The following is a 20,953-nucleotide window of genomic DNA, read 5'->3' on the forward strand; positions in this document are numbered from 1 at the left end:
CCCCCCCCGGGCGCCACCTCCGCCCCCACCCCCCCCCCCCCCCCCCCCCCCCCCCCCCCCCCCCCCCCCCCGCCACGACTCGTTCCGTGGGGGTGGTTCAGCCGATCACGGCGTGGGCATGCCGCCGGTGACCGCGATGGTCGCGCCCACCACGTAGGAGGACTCGGGCGAGGCCAGGAACACGTAGGCCGGGGCGAGCTCGGTCGGCTGGCCGGCGCGGCCCAGCGGCGTGGACTGGCCGAACTCCGGCAGGTCCTCGGGCTGCTGGCCGCCCGAGGGCTGCAGCGGCGTCCAGATGGGGCCGGGCGCCACGGCGTTCACGCGGATGCCCTTCGGGGCGAGCTGCTGGGCGAGGCCCTTGGTGAAGGTGTTGATCGCGGCCTTCGTGGCCGCGTAGTCCACGAGCTTCTCCGGCGGCATGTAGGAGACCACGGAGGTCGTGTTGATGATCGTGGCGCCCGGCTTCAGGTGCGGCAGGGCGGCCTTGACCAGGCGGAACTGCGCCAGGATGTTGACGTCGAAGGTGGCCTCGAGCTGCTCGTCGGTGATGTCCTCGATCGACTCCTGGGCCACCTGCTTGCCGCCGTTGTTGACCAGGATGTCGAGGCCGTCGAGCTCCTCCACGGCCTTCGCCACGAGGTCCTTCGCGAACTGCTTGTCGCGCAGATCGCCCGGGATCGTCACGGCCTTGCGCCCGTCGGCCTCGATGACCTCCTTGACGTGCTGCGCGTCCTTCTCCTCCTCGGGGAGGTAGGAGATGACGACGTCGGCGCCCTCACGCGCGAAGGCGATCGCGGTGGCCGCGCCGATCCCGGAGTCGCCGCCCGTGATGAGCGCCTTGCGGCCCGTCAGGCGGCCGGTGCCGCGGTAGGACTCCTCGCCGAGGTCGGCCTTGGGCGTCATCTCGGCGTCCAGGCCGGTGCCGGGCAGGGACTGCTCGGGCGGGGTGATGGCCGGGTAGCGCTTGACCGGATCCTGCAGCGTCAGCTGGTCGGTGGTGGTGGTGTTCGCGTCGTCGTTCGCCACGATCTGCTCCGTTGTCTCGGGGGACGCGCAGTCCGCACGCCTCGTCCTCCCGACCCTACGGACGGGCGCGGGGGCTGGGCCACGCCTGCGATCCTGGGAGCACTCTGCGAGGCTGCGACGCCCTCAGCCCCGCCGCGAGAGCCGTGATCGCCAGGAGCAGGACGGTGGTGATCGCCATCCCCTCGGCCCGCAGGTCCACGGCGAACTGCCCCACGGTCTCCAGCAGCCACGTGCCGCCGAGGGCCCAGTACAGGCTCGGGGCGGCGTGGAGGAGGCCGGCCACCATCGCGAGCGTGAAGAAGCCCCTCCCCCGGGTCCGCCGCACGGCGCTCCCCGCGGTCAGCGGTCCCGCAGCGCCGGCGTGCCGTGGACCGGCACCGCCAGCCCGGTCACGAGAGTGGCGGGGTCGACGCCAGGGCCCGGCTCCGTGTCATAGGCCTCCCAGAAGACGTCACCGGGCTCGCCGCCGAGCTCCTGCACCTGCGTGATGAACGCGGGCCACGCCTGCGGCAGGCCCTCGTACGGGCCGGCGTGCTTGGCGGTGGCCAGGCGGCAGGCCGGTAGCGACGACGGCTCCACGCGCACCCCATCCATCTCCACGGGACCGGACAGCGGCGCGGCCAGGGGGAAGCCGACCTCGAGGTCCACGGTGTCCCCGAGCCCATGGCGGACGTCGGCGTCGTACCTGGAGAAGGCCGGTCCCACGGGCGTGACCTCGCCCCGCGCGATGGCCCCGCCGAGGGCGGTGAAGGCGGAGTCCATGAACGTGTGCATGTCGGCGGTGGGCTGGTCCACGCCGCGCACCACGGCGGTGGGGAAGCCGGGGACGTCGATGACCTGGACGTCGGAGAGGGTGCTCATGGGCTCAGTCTGCCCCGGGACGGACGATCCGGCATGTGCCGAGCCGAGGGAGGGTACGCGATCCAGAAATGCCATGGGTCAACCGGCTTAGCCCATGGCATTTCCGGACCGACACCTCCCCGCGCCGCCCACAGCTTGCCGTCACCGGCCACCCCGCCCCCGGCTCACGGTTGGCTGCCCACGGATCACGGCTCAGGGCTCACGGCTCACGGCTCACGGCTCACGGCTCCGCACGATCCTGTGGACAACGTCGCCTCCGCGCCTCGCGCAGGGTTCCATGGATCGCATGCGTCTCTCGCCCGTCGCGCGCACCGGTGCCTTCCTCGCGGCCGAACTCGCGACGATCGAGCGCCACGGCAGCGGCGGCGCCGCGTACGCCGAGGCGTTGATGCGGCACGGTCTCCTCCCGGGCACCCTCGACCCCGACGACGCCCTGACGTTCCCGCAGACCGTGCAGCTCGCCGGCTGGGCCCGGGCCCTGCGCCCGGTCTTCGGCACCACGAGCGCAACCGCCGCGCCGGACCGCGGCGCCGCCGTCGACGCCCTGCTCGAGCGCGCGGGGGTGCGACTGCGCCTCGCATCCGGCCCCGACCCGCGGTGGCGATTCACGGTCGAGGGCGATGCGCCCCTGGCTGCCGTGCAGGCGTGCACGGCGGGCGGGCTGGCCCTGTTCGTCCTCGAGGCGGGCGCGGACCGGCTCGGCGAGTGCGCGTCACCGCGCTGCCACGAGCTGTTCGTGGACCTCACGCGCAACGGCAGCCGGCGGCACTGCACGCCCAGCTGCGGCAATCACCAGGCGGTGCGCCGCCGCCGGGACCGGCTGGCGATCGAGGCCCTCTACAGCCCGCCGTGCACGAACTCCCCGCCCACGGCCGTGGCCACCACCTCGATGTCCGCGATCTCCTCGCTCGGCACCTCCCGCGGATCCTCGGAGAGCACCGCGAAGTCCGCGAGCTGACCGGCCACGAGCCGGCCCTTGCGGCCGCCCCAGCCGGTGGCCTCGGCCGAGCCCACCGTGTAGGCGTGCAGGGCCTGCTCCACCGTGATCCTGTCCTCCCGGCCGTACACGCGCCCGGTCTCGGTGCGCCGCAGCACGAAGTCCTGGACCACGTTCAACGGCCGGCCCCCGGCCACGGGACGGTCCGAGCTGCCCGGCAGCACCAGGCCCGCGCGCAGCAGCCGCCCGGCCGGGTAGGACAGTGGCACCCGCGCGGCGCCGATCCGCTCCTCCACCGAGTCGCCGAACGCGCTGATGAAGTTCGGCTGCGTGGCCATCACCACGCCCAGCGCCGCCATCCGCTCGATCTGGTCGTCGCGCACCACTCCGCCGTGCTCCACGCGGTGGGGCATGGCCGGCCGGCCGAAGCGCTCCCGGGCCTCCTCGATCACGTCGAGGGAGAAGTCGAGTGCCGCGTCCCCGATCGCGTGCATGGCCAGGCTCCAGCCCGCCCCCGCCGCGGCCAGGGAGGCCCGCCGCATCTCGCCCGGGTCGCCCTGGAGGTAGCCGCTGCCGTGGGGTCCGTGGCAGTAGTCCTGCGTCATCGCGGCGGTCGCGCCCAGCATGGCGCCGTCGGTGAACACCTTCGTGGGGCCGATCTGCAGCCACTCGTCGCCGACGCCGGTGCGCACGCCGGCGTCGAGCGTCACCTGGGCGCCGTCGTCGGTGTGGCCCTCCACGGGGTGCAGGGCGTCCAGGGTGACCATCGTCTGGAAGCGGGTCTTGAGCAGGCCCTGCGCACGCGCCCGCTGGTAGGCGCCGAACTCGAGGGTGCTGTGGCCGATCCAGCCGCCCGCGATCCCGGCGTCCGTCACGGAGGTGATCCCCTCGGCCGCGTACTCCGCGGACGCCCGCTGAAGGCACTCGCCGATGTGCTCGTGCGACTCCGGGTGCAGCAGCGGCTGCACGAGCGACATCGCGGTCTCCTCGAGGAGACCGGTGGGGCGGTCATGCTCGTCCACGTGGATGTGCCCGCCCTCGGGCTGCTGCATGACCTGCTCGGAGATCCCGGCCATGTACAGCACCGCGCCGGACACCGTGAACGCGTGCCCGGTGTTGTGGCGGATCAGCACGGGGCGCCCGTTCGCGGCCGCATCGAGGCCGTCGCGGTCCGGCTCGGGCCCGGTGAGGTGGCCCGGGTCGTAGCCCGTGCACGTGACCCACGCGCCGGGGATCAGCTCGTCGGCGCGGGCCCGCACGAGCCGGTAGACCTCCTCGGTGCTCGTCGCGTGCTCGAGGTCCACGTCGAGCATGCTCTGCCCGAACCACACGCTGTGCGCGTGGGCGTCGTTGAAGCCGGCCACGACCGTCCGCCCCCGCGCGTCGAGCCGCTCCCGGGCGGTGAGCCCGTCGAGCTCCTCGTCCACCCCGACGACGAGCCCGCGCCACACGCCCACGCGCCGGGCGTGCGGTCGGGCGGGGTCGCCGGTGCGGATGCGGGCGTTGTCCACGATGAGGTCGAGCTGCATGGGTCCGGGTCTCCTGGGCGGTGGGCGGATCGGGCGGTGGGCGGATCGGGCGGCGGGCGGCGGGCGGATCAGGACGCGACGTTCCGGGCCACCAGCGCCGCCCATGCCCGGACGAGGGCGTGCACGGCCTCCGGCTGGTCCAGGTGCAGGTTGTGCCCGGCCGCGTCGAGGGCCGTGTACGTGGCGCGCGGATAGTGCGCCAGCAGCCCGAACTGGTCGCGGAATCCCACCAGGTGGTCCTCCCGGCCCGTGAGGATCAGCGCGGGCGCCTCGAAGGTCTCGGCGCTCTCCTCCGGCACCTCGGGGAGGACGTATCGTGCGGAGAGGCGCTCCACGGCGTCCTCGTCCACGAGGCGGATGCCGGGCAGCGCGTTCGCACGGAACCGCTCCCACGTGTCCGGGGTCAGGCGCGGGGACATCTCGAGGAACGGCGCCGCGTCGTCGGGATCGAGGCCGTCCAGGAACGCGGCGTCGCGCTCGCGCACCACGAGCTCCTCGCGGTCACGCTCGTCCTCGTCCGGATCGACGACGGGCGCCAGCAGCGCCAGCCCCACCACCTGCGCCGCGAACACGGCCGCCGCGTGGCGGGCGAGGAGCCCGCCGAGGGAGTTGCCCAGGAGGGCGAACGGGCGCTCCCCGACCTCCTCGCGCAGCCAGGCGAGGAGCCAGTCGGCCAGCTCCGGGAGGCCGCCGTCGCCGTCGAGGGCGGCGGTGCGGCCGAAGCCGGGCAGGTCGACGTAGATCCGCTCGAACGCGTCGGCCTCGGCCAGGGCGTCGTCGAGGGGCAGCAGGAGGCGGTGGTCCACGCCGTTGCCGTGGACGAGCACCAACGGGGTGCCCGTGCCGCGGCGGACGACGTGCGGATGCTCGGGAGTGCGGGTGGGCGCGGTGCGATCGGTCATGGGGTGAGCGTACGAGGCCGTCGCTGGCGTCCGGTGCGTCCGCGGCCCCAGGATGGGCGCATGATCGACCCCACCCCCACTGCCGTCACGGCGACGGCCCGGCTCGCCTTCGCCGTCGCCGCCGTGCTGTCTCTCGGCGGGAACCTGCTCTCGTTCTGGATCGGCTGGCACAAGGACTCGGACCTGGACGCGGGGGCGGGCTACTCGCACGTGTTCGCGCACGGGTGGGAGAACCTGCTGAACCAGCCGACGTACTTCACGTTCCTCTCCAACTTCCTCGTCGGGATCACGTCTCTGCTGCTGGCGCTGCGCCTGCACCGGCCCTCCACCCTCGTCCGGGTGCTGCGGCTGACGGGCGTGGCGTGCATCGTGATCACGGGCGTGGTGTTCAACCTGCTGCTGCGCGACGGCCCCTCGGCCACCCCGCTCGAGGGGTTCAACGACACGGTGCAACACATCGTCACCCCGATCCTGACGCCGCTCCTGTGGGCCGTCGTCGGCCCGCGGCGGCAGGTGACGTGGCGCGTGGTGGGGCTCTCCACGGTCGTTCCGCTCGCGTGGCTGGCGTTCACCCTGGTCCGCGGCCCGTGGCTGGACTGGTATCCCTACACGATCCTCGACGTCCCCCGGCTCGGCTACGGCGGGGTGCTGGTCTACGTGGTGGCGATCCTCGGGTTCTTCGTGGCCGTGGCCGCGCTGCTGCGCGGCGCCGACGCGGCCCTGGCGCGCGCCGGCGTCGGCCGGTCAGCGCCCCCTCGGGGGGACGATCGCGATGGAGCGGGTGTCCGGGGCGGTGTCCGCCACGTGGTCCATGGCCGCCTGCACGTCGCCGGTGCGCTGGTACTCGGCGTGCACCTGGCGCCACAGGTGGGCGTTGCGGGCGCCGATCGTGTCCGGGTCCAGGATCGGGTCCTGGCCGGCGCGGCGCTGGCGGTCGTAGTCCTTCATGAGGCGGATCGCCATGGGGCTGAGCAGCACGAGCGCGAGGATGTTCACCCACGTGTACAGACCGACGCCGAAGTCCGCGAGGGACCACACGAACGCGGAGGTCTGCACGGAGCCGAACACCATCGAGGCGGCCAGCAGCACGCGTGCGACGGCGATGCACGCCTTCTGCACGCCCTTGTCCGGGATCAGGTAGGCGAGGTTGGTCTCCGCGTAGAACGAGAAGGAGAGCAGCGTGGTGAAGGAGAAGAGGAAGACGGCGACCGCCACGAAGGCCGGCCCGAACGCCGGGAGGACCGTGTCCACGCCGGCCTGCACCCACGCCGGTCCCGCGTCGACGCCGGGCAGGTTCTGCGTCAATGTCGACTCCCCGTCCGGGCCCAGGACGTCGAAGCTGTTGGTGGCCAGGATGACCAGGCCGGTGACGGTGCAGACGAACAGGGTGTCCACGTAGGCGGAGAACGCCTGGGCCAGGCCCTGCTTCACCGGGTGGGACACGTGCGCGGCCGCGGAGGCCTGGGCGCCGGAGCCGGTGCCGATCTCCGTGGAGTACACGGCGCGGCGCACGCCCCACGAGACGGCCGCACCGAGGATGCCGCCGTAGATCGAGTGGGCGCCGAAGGCGCTCTCGACGATCATGGCGAACATCGCGGGGATCTGCTGCCACATCATGGCCACCACGAACAGGCCCACGAGGATGTACGCCGCCGCCATGAAGGGGACGACGAGGCCGACCGTGCGGCCCAGCCGGTGCATGCCGCCGAACACGATGGCGCAGAAGAGGGCCGCCATGGCCACGCCGACCCACAGCGGGTCCCAGCCCCACGCCGCCGTGGTGGCGGCCGTGACGGCGTTGGCCTGGATCTGCGGGCCGGTGACGACGGTGGCGAACACGGTGGCCGCCGCATACGCGAAGGCCAGCCAGCGCCACTGCCGGCCCAGCCCCTCGAGGATGTAGTAGGCCGGGCCGCCGCGGTACTCGCCGCGGATCTTGTGCTTGTAGAGCTGCGCCAGGGAGCTCTCCGCGAGCGCCACCGGGGCGCCGACGATCGCCGTCACCCACATCCAGAAGAGGGCGCCCGGGCCGCCGAGGTGGATGGCCGCCGCGACGCCGGCGATGTTGCCCACGCCGATGCGTCCGCCGAGCGCCATGGCGAACGCCTGGAAGGAGCTCACACCCGCCGACGAGGATCCGCCGTGGACCAGCTGGCCCACCATGTCCTTGACCAGCCGCACCTGCGGCACCGCCATGCGGATCGTGAAGTACAGGCCCAGGGCGAGGAGCCCGACGACCATGGTGAGGCTCCACATGAGCTCGTTGGCGGACGTGATGAAGTTCTCCATGGGATCCCCCAGGTCGACGACGAGTCCGTGTGACTATACCCACACCCGAGCCGGTGACCTGGCCCGAGCCGTCAGGAGAGGGCGGCCGCGGCCCCCGGAGGGCCTGCGCCTCAGACCAGCCCCTTCTCCTTCAGCCAGGCCGCGGCCACCTCGGAGGGCTGCTTCTTCTCCGCGCCCGAGTTCTGCGCGTTCATGGCCATCAGGTCCTCGGTGGTCAGCTCCGCCTGCACGGCGTTGACGGCCTCCTTCACCGGGTCCGTGGCCTTGTCCTGCGCCATGATCGGCACCACGTTCTGCGGGGTGATCATGCCCGAGGGGTCCTCGAGGGTCACGAAGCCGTTGTCCTTGATGGCCGGGGTGGTGGAGAAGATGTTGGCCAGGTCCACGTCGCCGTCGGCGAGGGCGCGCACCGTGAGGGGGCCGCCGCCGTCGCTGATGGCGGTGAACTCCATCGCGTCCTCCGGGACGCCGTAGACCTCGGTCAGCGCGCTCAGGCCGGCGCCGTAGTCGCGCTGGGCGAGCTCGGGCAGGCCGCCGATGCGCAGGGTGCCGTCGTAGTCCTTGAGCTGGTCGAGCGAGGTGAGGCCGTGCTCCTGCGAGAACTCGGCCGTCACGTTGTAGGAGTCCTTGTCCTGGGCCTCGGCGGGCTCGAGCATCACGAGGCCCTGCGGCAGGGCCGCGCGGAGGGCGTCGGCCACCTCCTGCGGGCTCGTGGCGGTGGCCTCCTTGTCGTAGAACCCCAGCAGGTTGCCGGTGTACTCGCCGATGAGGTCGATGGACCCGTCCTCGAGGGCGCTGAGGTACACCTCGCGCGCGCCGATCTGCATCTTGCGCTCCACGGTGATGCCCTTGGCCTCGAGGACCTGGGCGTAGAGCTCGCCGATGATCTCGGACTCCGCGAAGTTCGCCGAGCCCACGGTCACGGAGCCCGAGCCGCCCGCCGACGACGACGACGCACCGGACGCGGCGGCCGTCGTCGGGGTGGAGGAGGCGAGGGGGTCGGAGCCGCCGCCGCACGCGGCGAGCAGCGGGGTGGCGGCCAGCAGGCCGAGGACGGCGCGGCGGCGGGGGTTCGGGACGGAGGCCTGGGAGAAGGCGGCGGCCATGGTGGGGTCCTTTCGAATCGGGGAATGCGGCTCAGGCAGGTGCGCTTCCGGGGCCTGCGCCGCGGTGCGGGCGCAGTCCCCGAGGGGTCACGAGGCGTTGGGCGGTCAGCAGCACCGCGTCGGAGACGAGGGCCAGGAGGGCGATCAGCACGGCGCCGGCGAGCATGGCGGGGTAGTCCTGCACCGCGAGCGCGTCGAACAGGTAGCGGCCCAGCCCGCCGAGTCCGAGGTACGCGGCCACGGACGTGGTGGCCAGCACCTGCAGGACGGCGGAGCGCAGCCCGCCGACGATCATGGGCAGGGCCAGCGGCAGCTCGACGGCGCCGATCAGCTGGGCGGTGGAGTGGCCGTGGGCGCGCGCGGCGTGGACCACCTCGCGGGGCACGGCCTGGAGTCCGGCGTACGTGCCGGCCAGCAGCGGGGGCACGGCGAGCACCACGAGCACGATCACGGTGGGGATGAGCGCCTGGCGCAGGCCGATCTGCAGCACGATCGCCAGGAACGTGAGCAGGCCGAGCGTGGGGAGGGCGCGGAGGGCGCTGGAGAGGGCGACGACGGCGCGCCGCCCCTTGCCCGTGTGCCCGATCCACACGCCCACCGGCAGCGCGATCGCGGCGGCGAGGAGCAGCGCCAGGGCGGAGTAGCCGAGGTGCTCGAGCACGCGGGCGGGCACGCCGTTCTCCCCGCTCCAGTGGGCAGGGTCGGCGAACCACGCGAACAGGTCCGCGATCATCGGGCGCCTCCCGTCGTCGCGGAGGCGTCGGCCGGCGCGGTGGCGGGGTCCCCGCTGAGGGCCAGGGCGGCCGCGGGCCCGGAGCGGGCGTGGTCCTCCGCGGGCGCCCGCCGGGCGCGCCGGGTCCACGGCATGAGCAGGGCGGCCAGGCCCACCAGGAGCGCGTCGACGGCGACGGCGAGGATCACCGTGCCCACGATCCCCGCCCCGATCTCGGCGAGGAAGGCGCGCGCGTACCCCTCCGTGAACAGGGAGCCGAGGGACTGCACGCCGATCAGCGCGCCCACGGAGACGAGCGAGAGGGTGGAGGCGCTGACCACGCGCAGACCGGCCAGGATCGACTCGCCGGCCTGCGGCAGCTCGACGCGCCAGAACAGCTGCCACGGGCTGTGGCCCTGGGCGCGGGCGGCGGTGAGCAGGTCGCCGTCGACGGCGTCGAATGCCTCGGAGGCGCTGCGCACCAGTAGGGCGGCGCCGTAGAGCGTCAGGGCGATCACCACGTTGAGCGGATCGAGGATCCGGGTCCCGATGAGGCCGGGGAGGATCACGAACACGGCGAGCGAGGGGATCGCGTAGACCACCCCGGAGCCGCCGAGCAGGAGGCGCCGGCCGATGCGGGAGGCGTTGGCCAGGCGGGCCACGGGGACGGCGATCAGCAGGCTCAGGAGGATGGCCGGGGCCGCGATGAGCACGTGGCGCAGCGCCAGCTCGCCGATGAGGTCGAGATTGCTCCAGATCCAGCTCACGGGGCCACCAGGGTCCCGGCCACGCGGCCGGCGGCGTCGACGACGGTGGGCGTGCCCGCGCGCTCCTCCACGTGCAGGCGGCGCCGGTCCCCGCCCACGAAGCGGGCCACGAAGTCCGTGGCCGGGCGGAGCAGGACGTGCTCCCCCGTGCCGCGCTGCTCCACGCGGGCACCCTCGCGGAGCACGAGCACCTCGTCGCCGAGGAGGACGGCCTCGTCGACGTCGTGGGTGACGAAGAGGATGGTCTTGGCGAGCTCGCGCTGGATGCGCAGCAGCTCCGCCTGCAGGTCTGCACGGACCACGGGGTCCACGGCGCTGAAGGGCTCGTCCATGAGCAGGATGTCCGGGTCGGCCGCGAGCGCCCGGGCCACGCCCACGCGCTGGCGCTGGCCGCCGGAGAGCTGGGCCGGGTAGCGCTGCGCGAGCGCCGGGGTGAGGCCGACCATCTCCAGCAGCTCGTGGGCGCGGGCCTTCTCCGCGGCGCCGGCCCGGCCCGCCAGGCGCGGCACGGTGAGGACGTTGTCCAGCACGGTGCGGTGGGGCAGCAGGCCGGCGTTCTGCATGACGTAGCCGATGCGGCGGCGCAGGGTCACGGGGTTCAGGGAGGCGACGTCCTCGCCGTCCACGAGCACGCGGCCGGCGGTGGGGTCCACCATGCGGTTGACCATCTGCAGGAGGGTGGTCTTGCCGCAGCCGGAGGAGCCGAGAAGCACGACCGTGGCGTGGCGCGGGATCTCCAGGCTGAAGTCCTCCACGGCGCGGGTGCCGTCCGGGAAGGTCATCCCCACGTGCTCGAACCGGATCATGCGGGGCCTCCAGGATCGTGACGCGGCGGTGCTGCCGGGCGCGCTCGGGACTCCACCCTAGGACGCGCCCGCGGCGCGGGTACAGGGGCGGGGGGCGGAGGTGGAACGTCAGGGGGTCGCGCTCGACGCGTCAGCAGTCCCGGCGCATCACCAGCCGGGGCCGGCCCGAGCCCTTGGCCTTCGTCTCCCCCACCACCGCGAAGCCGGCCTTGTCAAACATGGACCACGTGCCGGCGAAGGCCATGGTGAGGTCGATCCGGTCCGGTGCAGCGCCGGCGTCGGCCGCGCGATTGGCGATGGGGTGGGCCCCGACGGCCGGGGCGCCGAGGCGCGGGATCTCCGTGCGCGGACTGATGCTGCACCAGGCCACGGGCTCGCCGTCGGCGTACCCGACGTCGCCGGGCGCGACGTCCCGGGCCGCGAGCGCGCGCATGGCGTCCTCGCGGGTCTCGCCGAGCTCGCGCATCTGCGGGGCGGGCGGGCCGTGGGTGGTGCGATCCGGAAATGCCATGGGCTGACGCGGATAGCCCATGACAATTCCAGGTCGAGGTCGGCGCCCGGGGCATCAGACCTGCGGGTTCACCCCTCGAGCTCCCGCACCGTCGCGGCCAGCTCGATGCGACCCTCCATCGGGTCGGCCATGATCTGGCGCAGCTCGGCGTCGGCGAACGCGTCGTCGTCGAACGCCTCCATCAGAGCGATCATCGAGGGGTGCGGGAGCGCACCGCCGGGGGCGTCCTCGAGGAGGTCCACGTCCTGCTCGCCCGCGGTGAACGCCGCGTAGCGCTCCATGCGGCGCGGCAGCACGCCGGTGACGGTCTCGAAGCCCTCCGCCGCGAACGAGGGCGGTACCTCACCCGCCACCGGCAGCGCGAGGACCATCTCGACCGTGGTCGCGCTCCGCGCGCCCGGACGCATCGCCGTCCACATCGGGCCCGCCGGCTGGAGGCCCGCGGCGACGGCGGCCTCGCCGAGCGCCCCGAACTGGTCGTTGGCCCCGGCGTTCGCCGCGTCGGCGTCGAGGGCGTCCAGGTGCAGCTCCATGACGACGCCGACCCACGCGACGGCCTCGGCGGTGCGCTCCCGCACGACCGGCGCGCCGTCGTCGGGACCCTCGGCGTGCGCGCGGGCCAGGGTGAGGGCGCGGTCCTCCAGGTCGCGACGGCGCCGCAGCGCCTCTGCGTGCTCCTCCAGCAGGGCAGGCATCCGGTCGGGCTCCTCGAGGACCGCCTTGACGTCCTCCACCGCGAGCCCGGCGGCGCGCAGGACACGGATCTGCACGGCGGCCCGGACCTGACTCGGGGCGTAGCGGCGGTAGCCGGAGTGCGGGTCGACGTCGACGGGCGCGAGCAGGGCGCGATCGTCGTAGAACCGAAGGGCCTTCACGGACAGGCCTGTGGCGAGTGCGAACTCGCCGATGCTCATCAGGGCGGTCATGGGGTGATCCTCTCTCGGGGGTGCTCCCAGCGTGGGCGCTCCTCCAAGGGGAGGGTCAAGGCGGATCCGGGCGGTCTTGGCGTGGAACGCCTCGGCTCGAGACGCCCGGCACGATTGCGGGCGCGGGGCACGGGCGGCGAGACGAGTCGGCCCGCCGACACCTCAGACCTCCAGCAGCACCTTGATCTCGCGGCGCTCGTCCATGGCCTTGTAGGCCTCGGCGGCCTCGTCGATCGGCAGGCGCTTCGTGAAGACCTTGCCGGGCTGGATCTCGCCGGACTGGATACGCTCGATCAGCTCCGGCAGGAAGCGGCGCACGGGGGCCGGCCCACCCTCGAGGTGGATCTCGCGGCCGAAGAGGGCAGAGCCGTCGATCGTCTGGTCGTGGGAGACGCCCACGAACCCGACGTACCCGCCGGGCCGCACGGAGGCGAGCGCCTGGTCCATCGACTCCTGCGTGCCCACGGCCTCGCACACGCCGTGTGCGCCGTAGCCGTTCGTGAGCTCCTTGACCTTCGCGGCGCCCTCCTCGCCGCGCTCGGCGATGACGACGTCGGCCCCGAACTCCCGCGCCAGGGCGGCGCGGTCCTCGTGGCGGGAGAACACGATGACCTGCTCCGCGCCCAAAGTCTTGGCGGCCAGCACCGCGCTCAGGCCGACGGCGCCGTCGCCCACCACCGCGATGGTCGTGCCGGGGCCCGCCTGCGCGGCCACGGCCGCGTACCAGCCGGTGCCGAGCACGTCCGAAGCGGCCAGGTAGTCGGCCAGGCGGTCCGGGTCGGAGGGCTCGCCCCCGGGGACCTTCACGAGCGAGCCGTCGGCCAGCTCCACGCGCATGTACTGCGCCTGGCTGCCCGTGTACTCGCCGGCGTTGACGCAGCGGGACTGGTAGCCGGCCTCGCAGATCTCGCACGTGTTGTCCGAGAGCATGAACGATCCGATCACGAAGTCGCCGAGCTGGAGGGTGGCGACCTCCGCGCCCTTCTCCACGATCGTGCCCACGTACTCGTGGCCCATGCGGCGGTGGTCCACCTCGTTGTGCCCGCGGTAGGGCCACAGGTCCGAGCCGCACACGCACGCGGCGGCCAGCTTCAGGACCACGTCGCCGGGCTTCTGCACGCGCGGGGTGTCCACCTCCTCAACGACGACGTCGCCCGGGGCGCGCATGACGACGGCCTTCATCGTCTCGGGGATGGCAGGGGTGGCGGGGGGCTGTGCGGTCATGGTCTGTCCTCTCGTCTGGCCCGGCGGTCCGGGCGGCGGTGTGCTGGGACCAGTCTTCCTTCCCTGGACGGTGGGGACGACGGATCGGCGACGCAGGCGGGGCCGGTGGATGGCCGCGTGCCAGCGGTTCGGCAGACCCCTCGAGGCCCCGCTCCATGACGATGCCGCCGAGCCTGGGTGCGTAAATACAGGCACTTCGTCCTGAAACCCGACCCGAGGTGCTTGAGGAAGGTGCTCCAGCCGTCCCGCGGCGCAGGCCCCACCCCGCACAGGGACGGGGCCCGCGGCCGCTCCAGCGGTGCCACCCAGGCCGCCGCGTGAGGCGACCCGGTCAGGAGGTGGCCAGCGCGTAGGCTGCGCAGCCCTGGATCTCCATGGAGACCGTCAGACGCTCGAGGGAGATGTTGCGGGCCACCGTGTCGTCCGAGGAATGGTATTCGGGCTCGAGGAAGAACCCGTCCCGGTGGAGCCAACCGAAGTTGCCGCTGTCCACGCCGACCTCGGAGAACGAGGCGTGGTCGGATCGGCCCATCGGGAAGATCTCGCCCATCTTCGTCCGGTACCCCAGTCGGTCGCCGGCCGCCAGCACAGCCTGGTTCACCGGGTTGGAACGCCCGTTGAGCTCCAGGAGCCAGTACTTCTCGGCCGGCTCCCAGCTGGTGGCGATCATGTCGTTGTTGAAGACCCCGCGCAGCCGGGCACGCTCCGCGTCGGCCAGGTTCCGCGCATGATGCCGCGAGCCGACGAGGCCGACCTCCTCCGAGCCCCAGAAGCCGAAGGAGAGATCGGCCACCGTCGGCGATGTCGCCATGACCCGCGCCAGCTCGAGGCACAGCGCGGTGCCGGAGCCGTTGTCGTTGGCCCCGCGTGAGCCGATGACGCTGTCGTAGTGGGCTCCGACCATCACGCGGTCCCGCGTCCTGCCGGCGGCCCCCTTGCGGCCGGGCCGAGTGCCGATCACGTTGGAGCTGCGGGTGTCGCGGTACTCCATGGTGGTCACGGTCAGCCGGGCTTCACCCGCACGGAGCAGCCCCAGCAGCTGCTCCTTCTGGACCTGGCTGACACCGACGACGGGGATGTCCACGCGCGGGACGGTCAGCCGGGGGACGAAGGCGGGCGCCTGGGACGGGGCCGTGGCGTCGCGGCGGGTGGCGATGACGGCGACGGCTCCCCGCTCGGCGGCGGCGACCGCCAGCGGGGTCACGTCCTCGGTCTGCGTGACCACCCGCATGATCACCACGCCCGTCAGGTCCGCAGGGAGATCGGCCGGGGACGAGGACGGGGCGAGGCGCAGCGATCCGCTGACCGTGACGTCCTGGACCGCCTCGGCGGCGGACCCGACGCCCCATCCGAACCGCGCGTCGAGGCCGGCCCCGGACAGGGTTCCGATCCGCCGGTCCGGCACCGCGAAGCGTTCCACCTCCACGGTGTATCCGGCCTGATCCAGCTGCGCGGCGATGTAGTCCGCAGCGCGGTCCTCACCGGGCGTGCCGGTGTAGCGCTGGCCGATCACCTCGGTGAGGTACGTCAGATCGTCCACGGCTCGGGCGGGCCTGATTCGGTTGATGATCTGACGATCCTGACCCGTCAGGCGAGGCGGCCGGACGGCCCCCGGCCGCGTTGCGTCGACAGCCCATGCCGGCATGGCAAAGGTGGTGGTGGCCGCGCCGACCGCCCCGGCACCGCTGAGGGCCAGGAACGATCGACGGGAGAGGCGGGAGGCGGAGATGGGCATGCGGGCTCCTCAAGAGGCGGGGTGGAAGTGACACCCATCACACCCCATGTCTGGCCCGGCGACAAGATGGCGTGAGGCCGGCCGACACACCCCGCTCGGCTCACAGCGAACGAGCGACGCCGGGCGTTACGCTGTGGTTCCCATCACATCCGACTCCCCTCGGAGGCCCGTCGTGACCCTCACCCTGCCCGCCCGTCTCGAGCGCACCGCCGCCGAGCACCCCGACTCCCCCGCCCTGATCCTCGGCGAGAACCGCATGACGTACGCGGAGCTGCAGGACCAGTCCCAGCGTCTGGCCGGGCTCATGCGGCAGGAGGGCATCGGCCCCGGGGACCGCGTGGCGCTCATGGTGCCGAACATCCCCGCGTTCCCGGTGGTGTTCTTCGCGGCCCTGCAGCTGGGCGCCGTCGTCGTCCCGATGAACCCGCTGTTCAAGCGCCGCGAGATCGAGTACTACCTGGAGGACTCGGACGCGTCGATGCTGTGGGCCGTGCCGTCCGAGGACGCCGTGGAGGGCGCCCGCGAGCGCGGTGTGCCGCTGCGCACCTTCGGCGAGGACGGCCTCGCCCCGCACCTCGCGGAGAGCCCCGGCCCGGTGACCGAGACCGTCGAGCGGGACCTCGAGGACGACGCCGTCATCCTCTACACCTCCGGCACCACCGGCCGCCCCAAGGGGGCCCAGCTGACCCACCGGAACATGGGCACCAACGCGGACACCGCGGCGGAGACGCTGATCCAGCTCCAGCACGGGGAGACCGTGCTCGGCTGCCTGCCGCTGTTCCACGTCTTCGGCCTCACGTGCGCGCTCATGGCGCCCGTGACGATGGGCGCCAGCCTGGCGTTGATCCCCCGCTTCGATCCCGCCGTGGCCGCGCAGACCGTCCGGGAGTGCGCGGTGGACGTGTTCATCGGCGTGCCCACCATGTACGGGGCCGTGCTGGCCGCGGCCAAGGACCGTCCGGAGGACCTGGCCAGCCTGCGCCTGGGCGTCTCCGGCGGGTCGGCCCTGCCCGTGGAGCTGCTGCGCCGCTTCGAGGCCACCTTCGACTGCGAGATCCTCGAGGGCTACGGCCTGTCCGAGACCTCCCCGGTGGCGTGCTTCAACCATCCGGGTGAGGAGCATCAGCCGGGCTCGATCGGACGCGCCGTCCGAGGGTGCGAACTGCAGCTGGTGACGCCGGACGGGGCCGTCGTGCCCGAGGGCGACGAGGAGACCCTGGGCGAGGTGTGGATCCGCGGGGAGAACGTGATGAAGGGCTACTGGGGCAAGCCGGAGGCCACCGCCCAGGCCATCACCGAGGACGGCTGGTTCCGCTCCGGCGACCTCGCCCGGCGCGATGCCGCGGGCAACTACTACATCGTGGACCGCACGAAGGACATGATCCTGCGCGGCGGGCTCAACGTGTACCCGCGCGAGATCGAGGAGGTGCTCTACGAGCACCCGGCCGTCGCGGAGGCCGCCGTGGTGGGGGTGCCCCACCCGGAGCTCGGCCAGGAGGTCGCCGCGCACGTGGTGCTCGCCCCCGGCGCGCACGCCACGGAGGCGGAGCTGATCGAGCACGTGAAGTCCCAGGTGGCCCCCTACAAGTACCCGCGCACCGTGACCGTGCGGGACGGACTGCCCAAGACCGCCACCGGCAAGATCCTCAAGCGGGAACTTGCGCCGGCGGAGTGAGCTCGGGATGACCGCCCGGGCCGGACACACGGTGAGCCTCCCATGACGACCCTGCCGCGCCTGCGGGCGGAGGTGGCCCGGCGGTACGCCGCCCTCGACCTGCCCGCCTGGCCTGCCCCGCACCCGGACAGCGCCCCGCCCTGGGAGGAGGAGTACTCCCGGGTGACCGACCCGCAGCGGTATCGGATCGCGGCCGCCCGGGCCCGCGTGTGGGCCGAGGTGCTCGCGGAGGCGGGCGCCGCCGTCGCGCCGGACCCGGTGCCTGGCATCCCGCTCGACGAGGCCGGGCGCGCCGACCTGACGGTCCCCGTGGACCGGGCGCTGCGGGTGGCGCCGCCGGCCGGCGTCGACGGCGCCTCCCCCTGGTGGCTGCTGGAGACGGACGTGCCCCAGGCCGACGACGGCGGCGTCCTGCCGGTGATCCGGGTGGCGGTCGGCGCCCCGGGGCAGGTGCACGCGCTGCTCCCGGACTGCGGATGCGACGCCTGCGACCCCGGGTCGGACGAGCTGCTCGAGGCCGTGGACCAGGCGGTCGCGCGCGCGGTCGGGACGGGGGTGAGCCTGCGGGGCCGTCACGGGCAGCGGCGCCGGGACTGGCACGTGCACTGGCACGCGGACGGCACGGCCGAGGGGATGGGCCGGGTCCCGGGATGGCCGTTTGCGGCACTCACGGACGCCTGCCGAGACCTGGCCGCCGGCGGCCGCCCGAGGCTGCCACGCGGGACCGAGGCGACCGTGCGGGCAGGGTGGTTCCCGGAGACGTGAGGGGGCGGAGTCGCCGGGCGCCGCCGCTCAGAACAGGGCCGCCACCCCCCGGGCGGCGGACGGGATGAGCCGCACGGCCCGCACCACGGCGAACACGGTGACCACCGAGACGAGCACCCACTCCCGCCAGGACCCGGTCCGGCCGAGCAGGGGGAGCCGGAACCGTCCGGAGGACTGCCAGCACCACAGGCGTGCGGGAGGCTCCGGACTGAGCGGCCAGAGCAGGGCCACCCCGTTGTTGGTGAGGGCGTCGCCGAGGATGTGCACGCTCACGCCGACGGCCACGGAGACGGGGATCCACCACAGCCCGTCGCTGAGGACGGTCGCCGACACCGCGCCCAGAATGCCGAGCACCCACGCGGCCCTCCATCCCCGGTTCGGGAGCAGCCGGAGGGCCTTGGCGGCCACGGCCGCCAGGAACGCGGCGATGACCCCCTGCCCCGGCGTGTAGACGTGCCCCGCGATCGGCACCTGGATGGAGGCGGCCGCCGTCGCGATGGCGGTGAACGCCGCGACCCCCACCAACGAGTGTGTGCCGCGCCGATGCCCGCCGGCCACGTGCCGGATGCCGCGACTCAGCCACTCGGTCAGGGGCGGCAGGGCGTGGACGACGGTGGCCCGGGGGTGGTCCCAGTCGCTGATCATGGCCGCGCCGGCGGTGGTCACGGCGCCGAGCAGCTGGAGTTCGGCGGGCAGGTGCAGCACGGCGATCGGCGACTGCCAATGCGTGAGCGCCAGCCAGGCCGCGGCGCCGGTGGCCGCGTGGGACGGGCCCATCATGGGTGGGGTCCTCTCGTTCGCAGGACCGGGCCGCGTCACCGCGCCTGCGAGGGCCGGCCGGCGCCCGCGGGGAAGGAAGAGGACCAGGGTGGCAGGCGGGGCGGACACGGTAAGGAGGCCGCCGCGGCCGGAGCGGGTCGAGGCGGCCGCCCGACCTCTGCCGGGGCGGCCACCCGGCCCCTCACCCCGTCATCGCCAGCACCAGCGGGGCCAGCAGGGCGGTGAGCACGCCGGAGCAGGCCATGGCGAGGGCGGAGAACGCGCCGGTCTTCGGCCCCTCGGCGAGGGCGCGGGCGGTGCCGATGCCGTGGGAGCTCACGCCGATGGCCAGGCCGCGCACGCGGGGGTCGCGCACGCGCAGCCGGTCGAGCACCCAGGGGGCGAACACGGCGCCGAGCACGCCGGTGAGCACGGGAAGCACGGCGGCGAGGGAGACGATCCCGCCGCCAGCGTCGGCCACCGCCATGGCGATCGGCGTCGTCGCGGACTTGGGGGCGAACGTGGCGGCCAGCGCGGCGTCCCCGCCCATCAGCCGCACGATCAGCACGGCGCTCACCATGGCGGTCACCGAGCCGACGGTGACCCCGACGGCGACCGGCAGCAGCAGCTTCCGGATGTCAGGGCCGGCCCGGTACAGGGGGACGGCGAGGGCGACGGTGGCGGGGCCGAGCAGGAAGGTGAGGTAGCTGCCGCCGATCATGTAGGTCTCGTAGTCGATGCCGGTCAGGGCCAGGAACGCGGCCACCAGCACGATCGCCACGAGCACGGGCGTGAGCAGGGCGGTCTGCCGGGCGGCGAGCCACAGACGGCGGGCGAGCACGGCGACGGCGAGGGTCAGCGCGATGCCGAACAGCGGTGTGTGCAGGAGCGCGTCCCAGGCCTCGGCGAGGGAATCGGTGAGTTCGGCGGCGTTCACTGTGCGTCCTCCTTGTCCGTGAGGCGGCGGGCGAGCGGGGCGGCGACGCCGGCGGTGACCACCAGCCCCAGCACCCAGGGCACCACGAAGCCGACCAGCATCAGCGCCCGGTGTTCCCCGATGAGGCCCAGCACCGCGACGACGCCGACGCCCGCCGGGACGAACAGCAGCGGCAGGTGCTGGAGCAGGTGATGGCTCGCCGTCATCACGGGCGCGTCCTCGGCCGGCCGGCGCCACGCGAGCAAGCCGAGCAGCAGGAGCATGCCCAGCACGGCCCCAGGGATCGGCAGGTGCAGCGTGTCGGCCACGAGCGTGCCCGCCAGCTGGCAGAGCAGCAGGATCAGCAGGCCCTCGATCATCGGGGCTCACCCGCCTCGGACGGGCCCACGGGCGGCAGGCCGGGGACGACGCCGGTCCCCGCGGCGTCGAGGTGTGCCTGCAGGGCGCGCTGGGCGTCTGCGGCGCGCCCGGCGGCCAGCTGAGCGCAGATCTCGGCGTGCCCATCGAGGAGGCGGCGGGCGGCGTCGACGGATCCGCCGGTGGCGGCGTGGATGAGGCGGGCCAGGCGGGGGGCGAAGGTGCGCACGACCTCGTCGAAGGCGGCGTTGCCGCACGTGGCGATCACGTCGCGGTGGAAGCGCACGTCCAGCGCGGAGAACGCCGCGAGGTCGCCGGCGTCCAGGGCGGCGCGTTGCTGATCCAGGTTGGCGGTGAGCGTGGCGACGAGGGGCCCGACGGCGTCGGGCCGCGCGGCGACCGTGGCGAGGGCGGTGGACTCGAGGAGGCCGCGCAGGGCCGTGAGGTCGGCCACGGTCTGCGGCGTGAGGGCCTGCACGGACGCGCCCTTCTTGGGGAGGAGCCGCACCAGGCCCCAACGCTCGAGCTGGAGGAGGGCCTCCCGGGCCGGCGTCCGGGAGATGCCGGCCTCCGTGGAGAGCTGCATCTCGGTGAGCACCTCCCCCGCGTGGATCTCACCGCGGACGATGCGCCAGGACACGTCGTGGGCCAGGCGGCCGGCAGCCGTGGCACGACTGCCCCATAAGGGGTCGGAGAGTGAAGTCATGCGGGCCAGAATAATCGGATGCATGCATGGATGTATGCATTGTGTCGGACTCGGAAGGCGCCCGGGTGGGGAGGGGCACAGAATGCCGGCGCCTGTCGAAGCGGGCATGCGGGACGGCTGTCAGCCGAGTCCTGTGCCGGTCAGGGGTGCGCGGGGATGGCGCGGTTGCGGGCGGCCCCGCCCCTGACTGGCCGTTGCGCACCGCGCGCCTGACGCTGCGCCCACACCGGGAGGACGACCTTAGCTGGCCCTGCCGGATCGGTGTCTCTGGTGGTGGGGAACGTGGGCATGCCCGTGGGGACGTGATCCTGTGGCTGACGGACCGCGAGTCATCCCGCGGGCCTCACCTCGTGTGTTCGCCTGACCATAGCCGGGGCACTACATACGGCACTGAGGCTGGTCAACCCTGTAGACCGCCCCCGT

20 protein-coding genes and 2 pseudogenes are annotated in these 20,953 nt (G+C 73.6%); 4 read left to right on the forward strand and 18 right to left on the reverse strand.

The window, feature by feature from the left end:
- Positions 1-105: 105 nt before the first annotated feature.
- The 3 genes from KZX60_RS04415 to KZX60_RS04425 are packed head-to-tail and all read right to left on the reverse strand — an operon-like array spanning position 106 to position 1,887.
- Positions 106-1,026: an SDR family oxidoreductase gene (locus KZX60_RS04415; protein ID WP_348983739.1), complete on the reverse strand. Its 921-nt coding sequence runs from the start codon at positions 1,024-1,026 to the stop codon at positions 106-108.
- A 55-nt stretch (positions 1,027-1,081) separates the two neighbouring features.
- Positions 1,082-1,309 carry a DUF3995 domain-containing protein gene (locus KZX60_RS04420; protein WP_248115836.1) on the reverse strand — a complete coding sequence of 76 codons (228 nt, stop codon included), beginning with the start codon at positions 1,307-1,309 and terminating at the stop codon, positions 1,082-1,084.
- Positions 1,310-1,365: 56 nt separating this feature from the next.
- Positions 1,366-1,887, reverse strand: coding sequence for a GyrI-like domain-containing protein (locus KZX60_RS04425; RefSeq protein ID WP_248115838.1), 522 nt, complete (start codon positions 1,885-1,887; stop codon positions 1,366-1,368).
- Between the two features lie 388 nt (positions 1,888-2,275).
- On the opposite strand from KZX60_RS04425, the pseudogene KZX60_RS04430 reads away from it, so the two are divergent.
- Positions 2,276-2,695, forward strand: a pseudogene (locus KZX60_RS04430) (CGNR zinc finger domain-containing protein); the annotation flags it as partial.
- 29 nt (positions 2,696-2,724) lie between these two features.
- Here KZX60_RS04430 and KZX60_RS04435 read toward each other — a convergent pair.
- Both KZX60_RS04435 and KZX60_RS04440 read right to left on the reverse strand, forming a co-directional pair.
- Positions 2,725-4,353 (reverse strand): amidohydrolase, encoded by a 1,629-nt coding sequence (locus tag KZX60_RS04435; RefSeq protein WP_248115839.1) that lies wholly within the window; start codon positions 4,351-4,353, stop codon positions 2,725-2,727.
- A gap of 68 nt (positions 4,354-4,421) precedes the next feature.
- Positions 4,422-5,255, reverse strand: a complete 834-nt coding sequence (locus KZX60_RS04440; RefSeq protein WP_248115840.1) for an alpha/beta hydrolase — start codon at positions 5,253-5,255, stop codon at positions 4,422-4,424.
- Between the two features lie 60 nt (positions 5,256-5,315).
- Here KZX60_RS04440 and KZX60_RS04445 point away from each other — a divergent pair.
- Positions 5,316-5,942: pseudogene (locus tag KZX60_RS04445) on the forward strand (Pr6Pr family membrane protein); the annotation flags it as partial.
- A 57-nt stretch (positions 5,943-5,999) separates the two neighbouring features.
- Here KZX60_RS04445 and KZX60_RS04450 read toward each other — a convergent pair.
- From KZX60_RS04450 to KZX60_RS04490, 9 genes are all read right to left on the reverse strand, one after another.
- The gene (locus KZX60_RS04450) at positions 6,000-7,544 is read right to left on the reverse strand and encodes an alanine/glycine:cation symporter family protein (protein ID WP_248115841.1); all 1,545 of its coding nucleotides are present in this window, start codon (positions 7,542-7,544) and stop codon (positions 6,000-6,002) included.
- Between the two features lie 110 nt (positions 7,545-7,654).
- On the reverse strand, positions 7,655-8,650 hold the full coding sequence (locus KZX60_RS04455) for an ABC transporter substrate-binding protein (protein ID WP_248115842.1): 996 nt from the start codon (positions 8,648-8,650) through the stop codon (positions 7,655-7,657).
- A 31-nt stretch (positions 8,651-8,681) separates the two neighbouring features.
- Positions 8,682-9,383: an ABC transporter permease subunit gene (locus tag KZX60_RS04460; RefSeq protein ID WP_248115843.1), complete on the reverse strand. Its 702-nt coding sequence runs from the start codon at positions 9,381-9,383 to the stop codon at positions 8,682-8,684.
- Positions 9,380-10,129, reverse strand: a complete 750-nt coding sequence (locus KZX60_RS04465) for an ABC transporter permease subunit (protein WP_248115844.1) — start codon at positions 10,127-10,129, stop codon at positions 9,380-9,382. The genes KZX60_RS04460 and KZX60_RS04465 overlap by 4 nt, the downstream gene beginning before the upstream one ends.
- On the reverse strand, positions 10,126-10,935 hold the full coding sequence (locus tag KZX60_RS04470) for an ATP-binding cassette domain-containing protein (RefSeq protein WP_248115846.1): 810 nt from the start codon (positions 10,933-10,935) through the stop codon (positions 10,126-10,128). The genes KZX60_RS04465 and KZX60_RS04470 overlap by 4 nt, the downstream gene beginning before the upstream one ends.
- Positions 10,936-11,065: 130 nt before the next feature.
- Positions 11,066-11,446: a hypothetical protein gene (locus KZX60_RS04475; RefSeq protein WP_248115847.1), complete on the reverse strand. Its 381-nt coding sequence runs from the start codon at positions 11,444-11,446 to the stop codon at positions 11,066-11,068.
- 68 nt (positions 11,447-11,514) lie between these two features.
- Positions 11,515-12,372, reverse strand: coding sequence for a MerR family transcriptional regulator (locus KZX60_RS04480; RefSeq protein ID WP_248115849.1), 858 nt, complete (start codon positions 12,370-12,372; stop codon positions 11,515-11,517).
- A 162-nt stretch (positions 12,373-12,534) separates the two neighbouring features.
- Positions 12,535-13,596 (reverse strand): zinc-binding dehydrogenase, encoded by a 1,062-nt coding sequence (locus KZX60_RS04485; RefSeq protein ID WP_248115850.1) that lies wholly within the window; start codon positions 13,594-13,596, stop codon positions 12,535-12,537.
- Between the two features lie 331 nt (positions 13,597-13,927).
- The gene (locus KZX60_RS04490; protein ID WP_248115851.1) at positions 13,928-15,136 is read right to left on the reverse strand and encodes a M28 family peptidase; all 1,209 of its coding nucleotides are present in this window, start codon (positions 15,134-15,136) and stop codon (positions 13,928-13,930) included.
- A gap of 367 nt (positions 15,137-15,503) precedes the next feature.
- Between KZX60_RS04490 and KZX60_RS04495 the strand changes: the two genes are divergently transcribed.
- Complete coding sequence (locus KZX60_RS04495; RefSeq protein ID WP_248115852.1) at positions 15,504-17,006, forward strand: long-chain fatty acid--CoA ligase; 1,503 nt, start codon at positions 15,504-15,506, stop codon at positions 17,004-17,006.
- Positions 17,007-17,048: 42 nt separating this feature from the next.
- On the forward strand, positions 17,049-17,771 hold the full coding sequence (locus KZX60_RS04500; RefSeq protein WP_248115853.1) for a DUF6226 family protein: 723 nt from the start codon (positions 17,049-17,051) through the stop codon (positions 17,769-17,771).
- Between the two features lie 27 nt (positions 17,772-17,798).
- On the opposite strand, the gene KZX60_RS04505 is transcribed toward KZX60_RS04500, so the two are convergent.
- The 4 genes from KZX60_RS04505 to KZX60_RS04520 all read right to left on the reverse strand — a co-directional run bounded on the left by KZX60_RS04505 (position 17,799) and on the right by KZX60_RS04520 (position 20,530).
- On the reverse strand, positions 17,799-18,551 hold the full coding sequence (locus tag KZX60_RS04505) for a metal-dependent hydrolase (protein ID WP_248115854.1): 753 nt from the start codon (positions 18,549-18,551) through the stop codon (positions 17,799-17,801).
- Positions 18,552-18,732: 181 nt separating this feature from the next.
- On the reverse strand, positions 18,733-19,467 hold the full coding sequence (locus KZX60_RS04510; protein WP_248115855.1) for an LrgB family protein: 735 nt from the start codon (positions 19,465-19,467) through the stop codon (positions 18,733-18,735).
- Entirely contained in the window at positions 19,464-19,826 is a 363-nt protein-coding gene (locus tag KZX60_RS04515) for a CidA/LrgA family protein (RefSeq protein ID WP_248115857.1), read from the reverse strand. Before KZX60_RS04515 ends, KZX60_RS04510 begins: the two co-directional genes overlap by 4 nt.
- Positions 19,823-20,530, reverse strand: coding sequence for a GntR family transcriptional regulator (locus KZX60_RS04520; protein WP_248115859.1), 708 nt, complete (start codon positions 20,528-20,530; stop codon positions 19,823-19,825). Before KZX60_RS04520 ends, KZX60_RS04515 begins: the two co-directional genes overlap by 4 nt.
- Positions 20,531-20,953 lie beyond the last annotated feature (423 nt).

Origin of the sequence: Micrococcus sp. EYE_212 (assembly GCF_023147585.1) — a bacterium.
In the GTDB taxonomy this organism is placed as follows: Bacteria; Actinomycetota; Actinomycetes; order Actinomycetales; family Micrococcaceae; genus Micrococcus.

Coding starts and splice junctions, on each gene's coding strand:
- KZX60_RS04425 (WP_248115838.1), bottom strand. CDS start 1,887: ATGAGCACCCTCTCCGACGTCCAGGTCATCGACGTCCCCGGCTTCCCC.
- KZX60_RS04435 (WP_248115839.1), bottom strand. CDS start 4,353: ATGCAGCTCGACCTCATCGTGGACAACGCCCGCATCCGCACCGGCGAC.
- KZX60_RS04440 (WP_248115840.1), bottom strand. CDS start 5,255: ATGACCGATCGCACCGCGCCCACCCGCACTCCCGAGCATCCGCACGTC.
- KZX60_RS04450 (WP_248115841.1), bottom strand. CDS start 7,544: ATGGAGAACTTCATCACGTCCGCCAACGAGCTCATGTGGAGCCTCACC.
- KZX60_RS04455 (WP_248115842.1), bottom strand. CDS start 8,650: ATGGCCGCCGCCTTCTCCCAGGCCTCCGTCCCGAACCCCCGCCGCCGC.
- KZX60_RS04460 (WP_248115843.1), bottom strand. CDS start 9,383: ATGATCGCGGACCTGTTCGCGTGGTTCGCCGACCCTGCCCACTGGAGC.
- KZX60_RS04470 (WP_248115846.1), bottom strand. CDS start 10,935: ATGATCCGGTTCGAGCACGTGGGGATGACCTTCCCGGACGGCACCCGC.
- KZX60_RS04475 (WP_248115847.1), bottom strand. CDS start 11,446: ATGGCATTTCCGGATCGCACCACCCACGGCCCGCCCGCCCCGCAGATG.
- KZX60_RS04480 (WP_248115849.1), bottom strand. CDS start 12,372: ATGACCGCCCTGATGAGCATCGGCGAGTTCGCACTCGCCACAGGCCTG.
- KZX60_RS04485 (WP_248115850.1), bottom strand. CDS start 13,596: ATGACCGCACAGCCCCCCGCCACCCCTGCCATCCCCGAGACGATGAAG.
- KZX60_RS04500 (WP_248115853.1), top strand. CDS start 17,049: ATGACGACCCTGCCGCGCCTGCGGGCGGAGGTGGCCCGGCGGTACGCC.
- KZX60_RS04505 (WP_248115854.1), bottom strand. CDS start 18,551: ATGATGGGCCCGTCCCACGCGGCCACCGGCGCCGCGGCCTGGCTGGCG.
- KZX60_RS04515 (WP_248115857.1), bottom strand. CDS start 19,826: ATGATCGAGGGCCTGCTGATCCTGCTGCTCTGCCAGCTGGCGGGCACG.
- KZX60_RS04520 (WP_248115859.1), bottom strand. CDS start 20,530: ATGACTTCACTCTCCGACCCCTTATGGGGCAGTCGTGCCACGGCTGCC.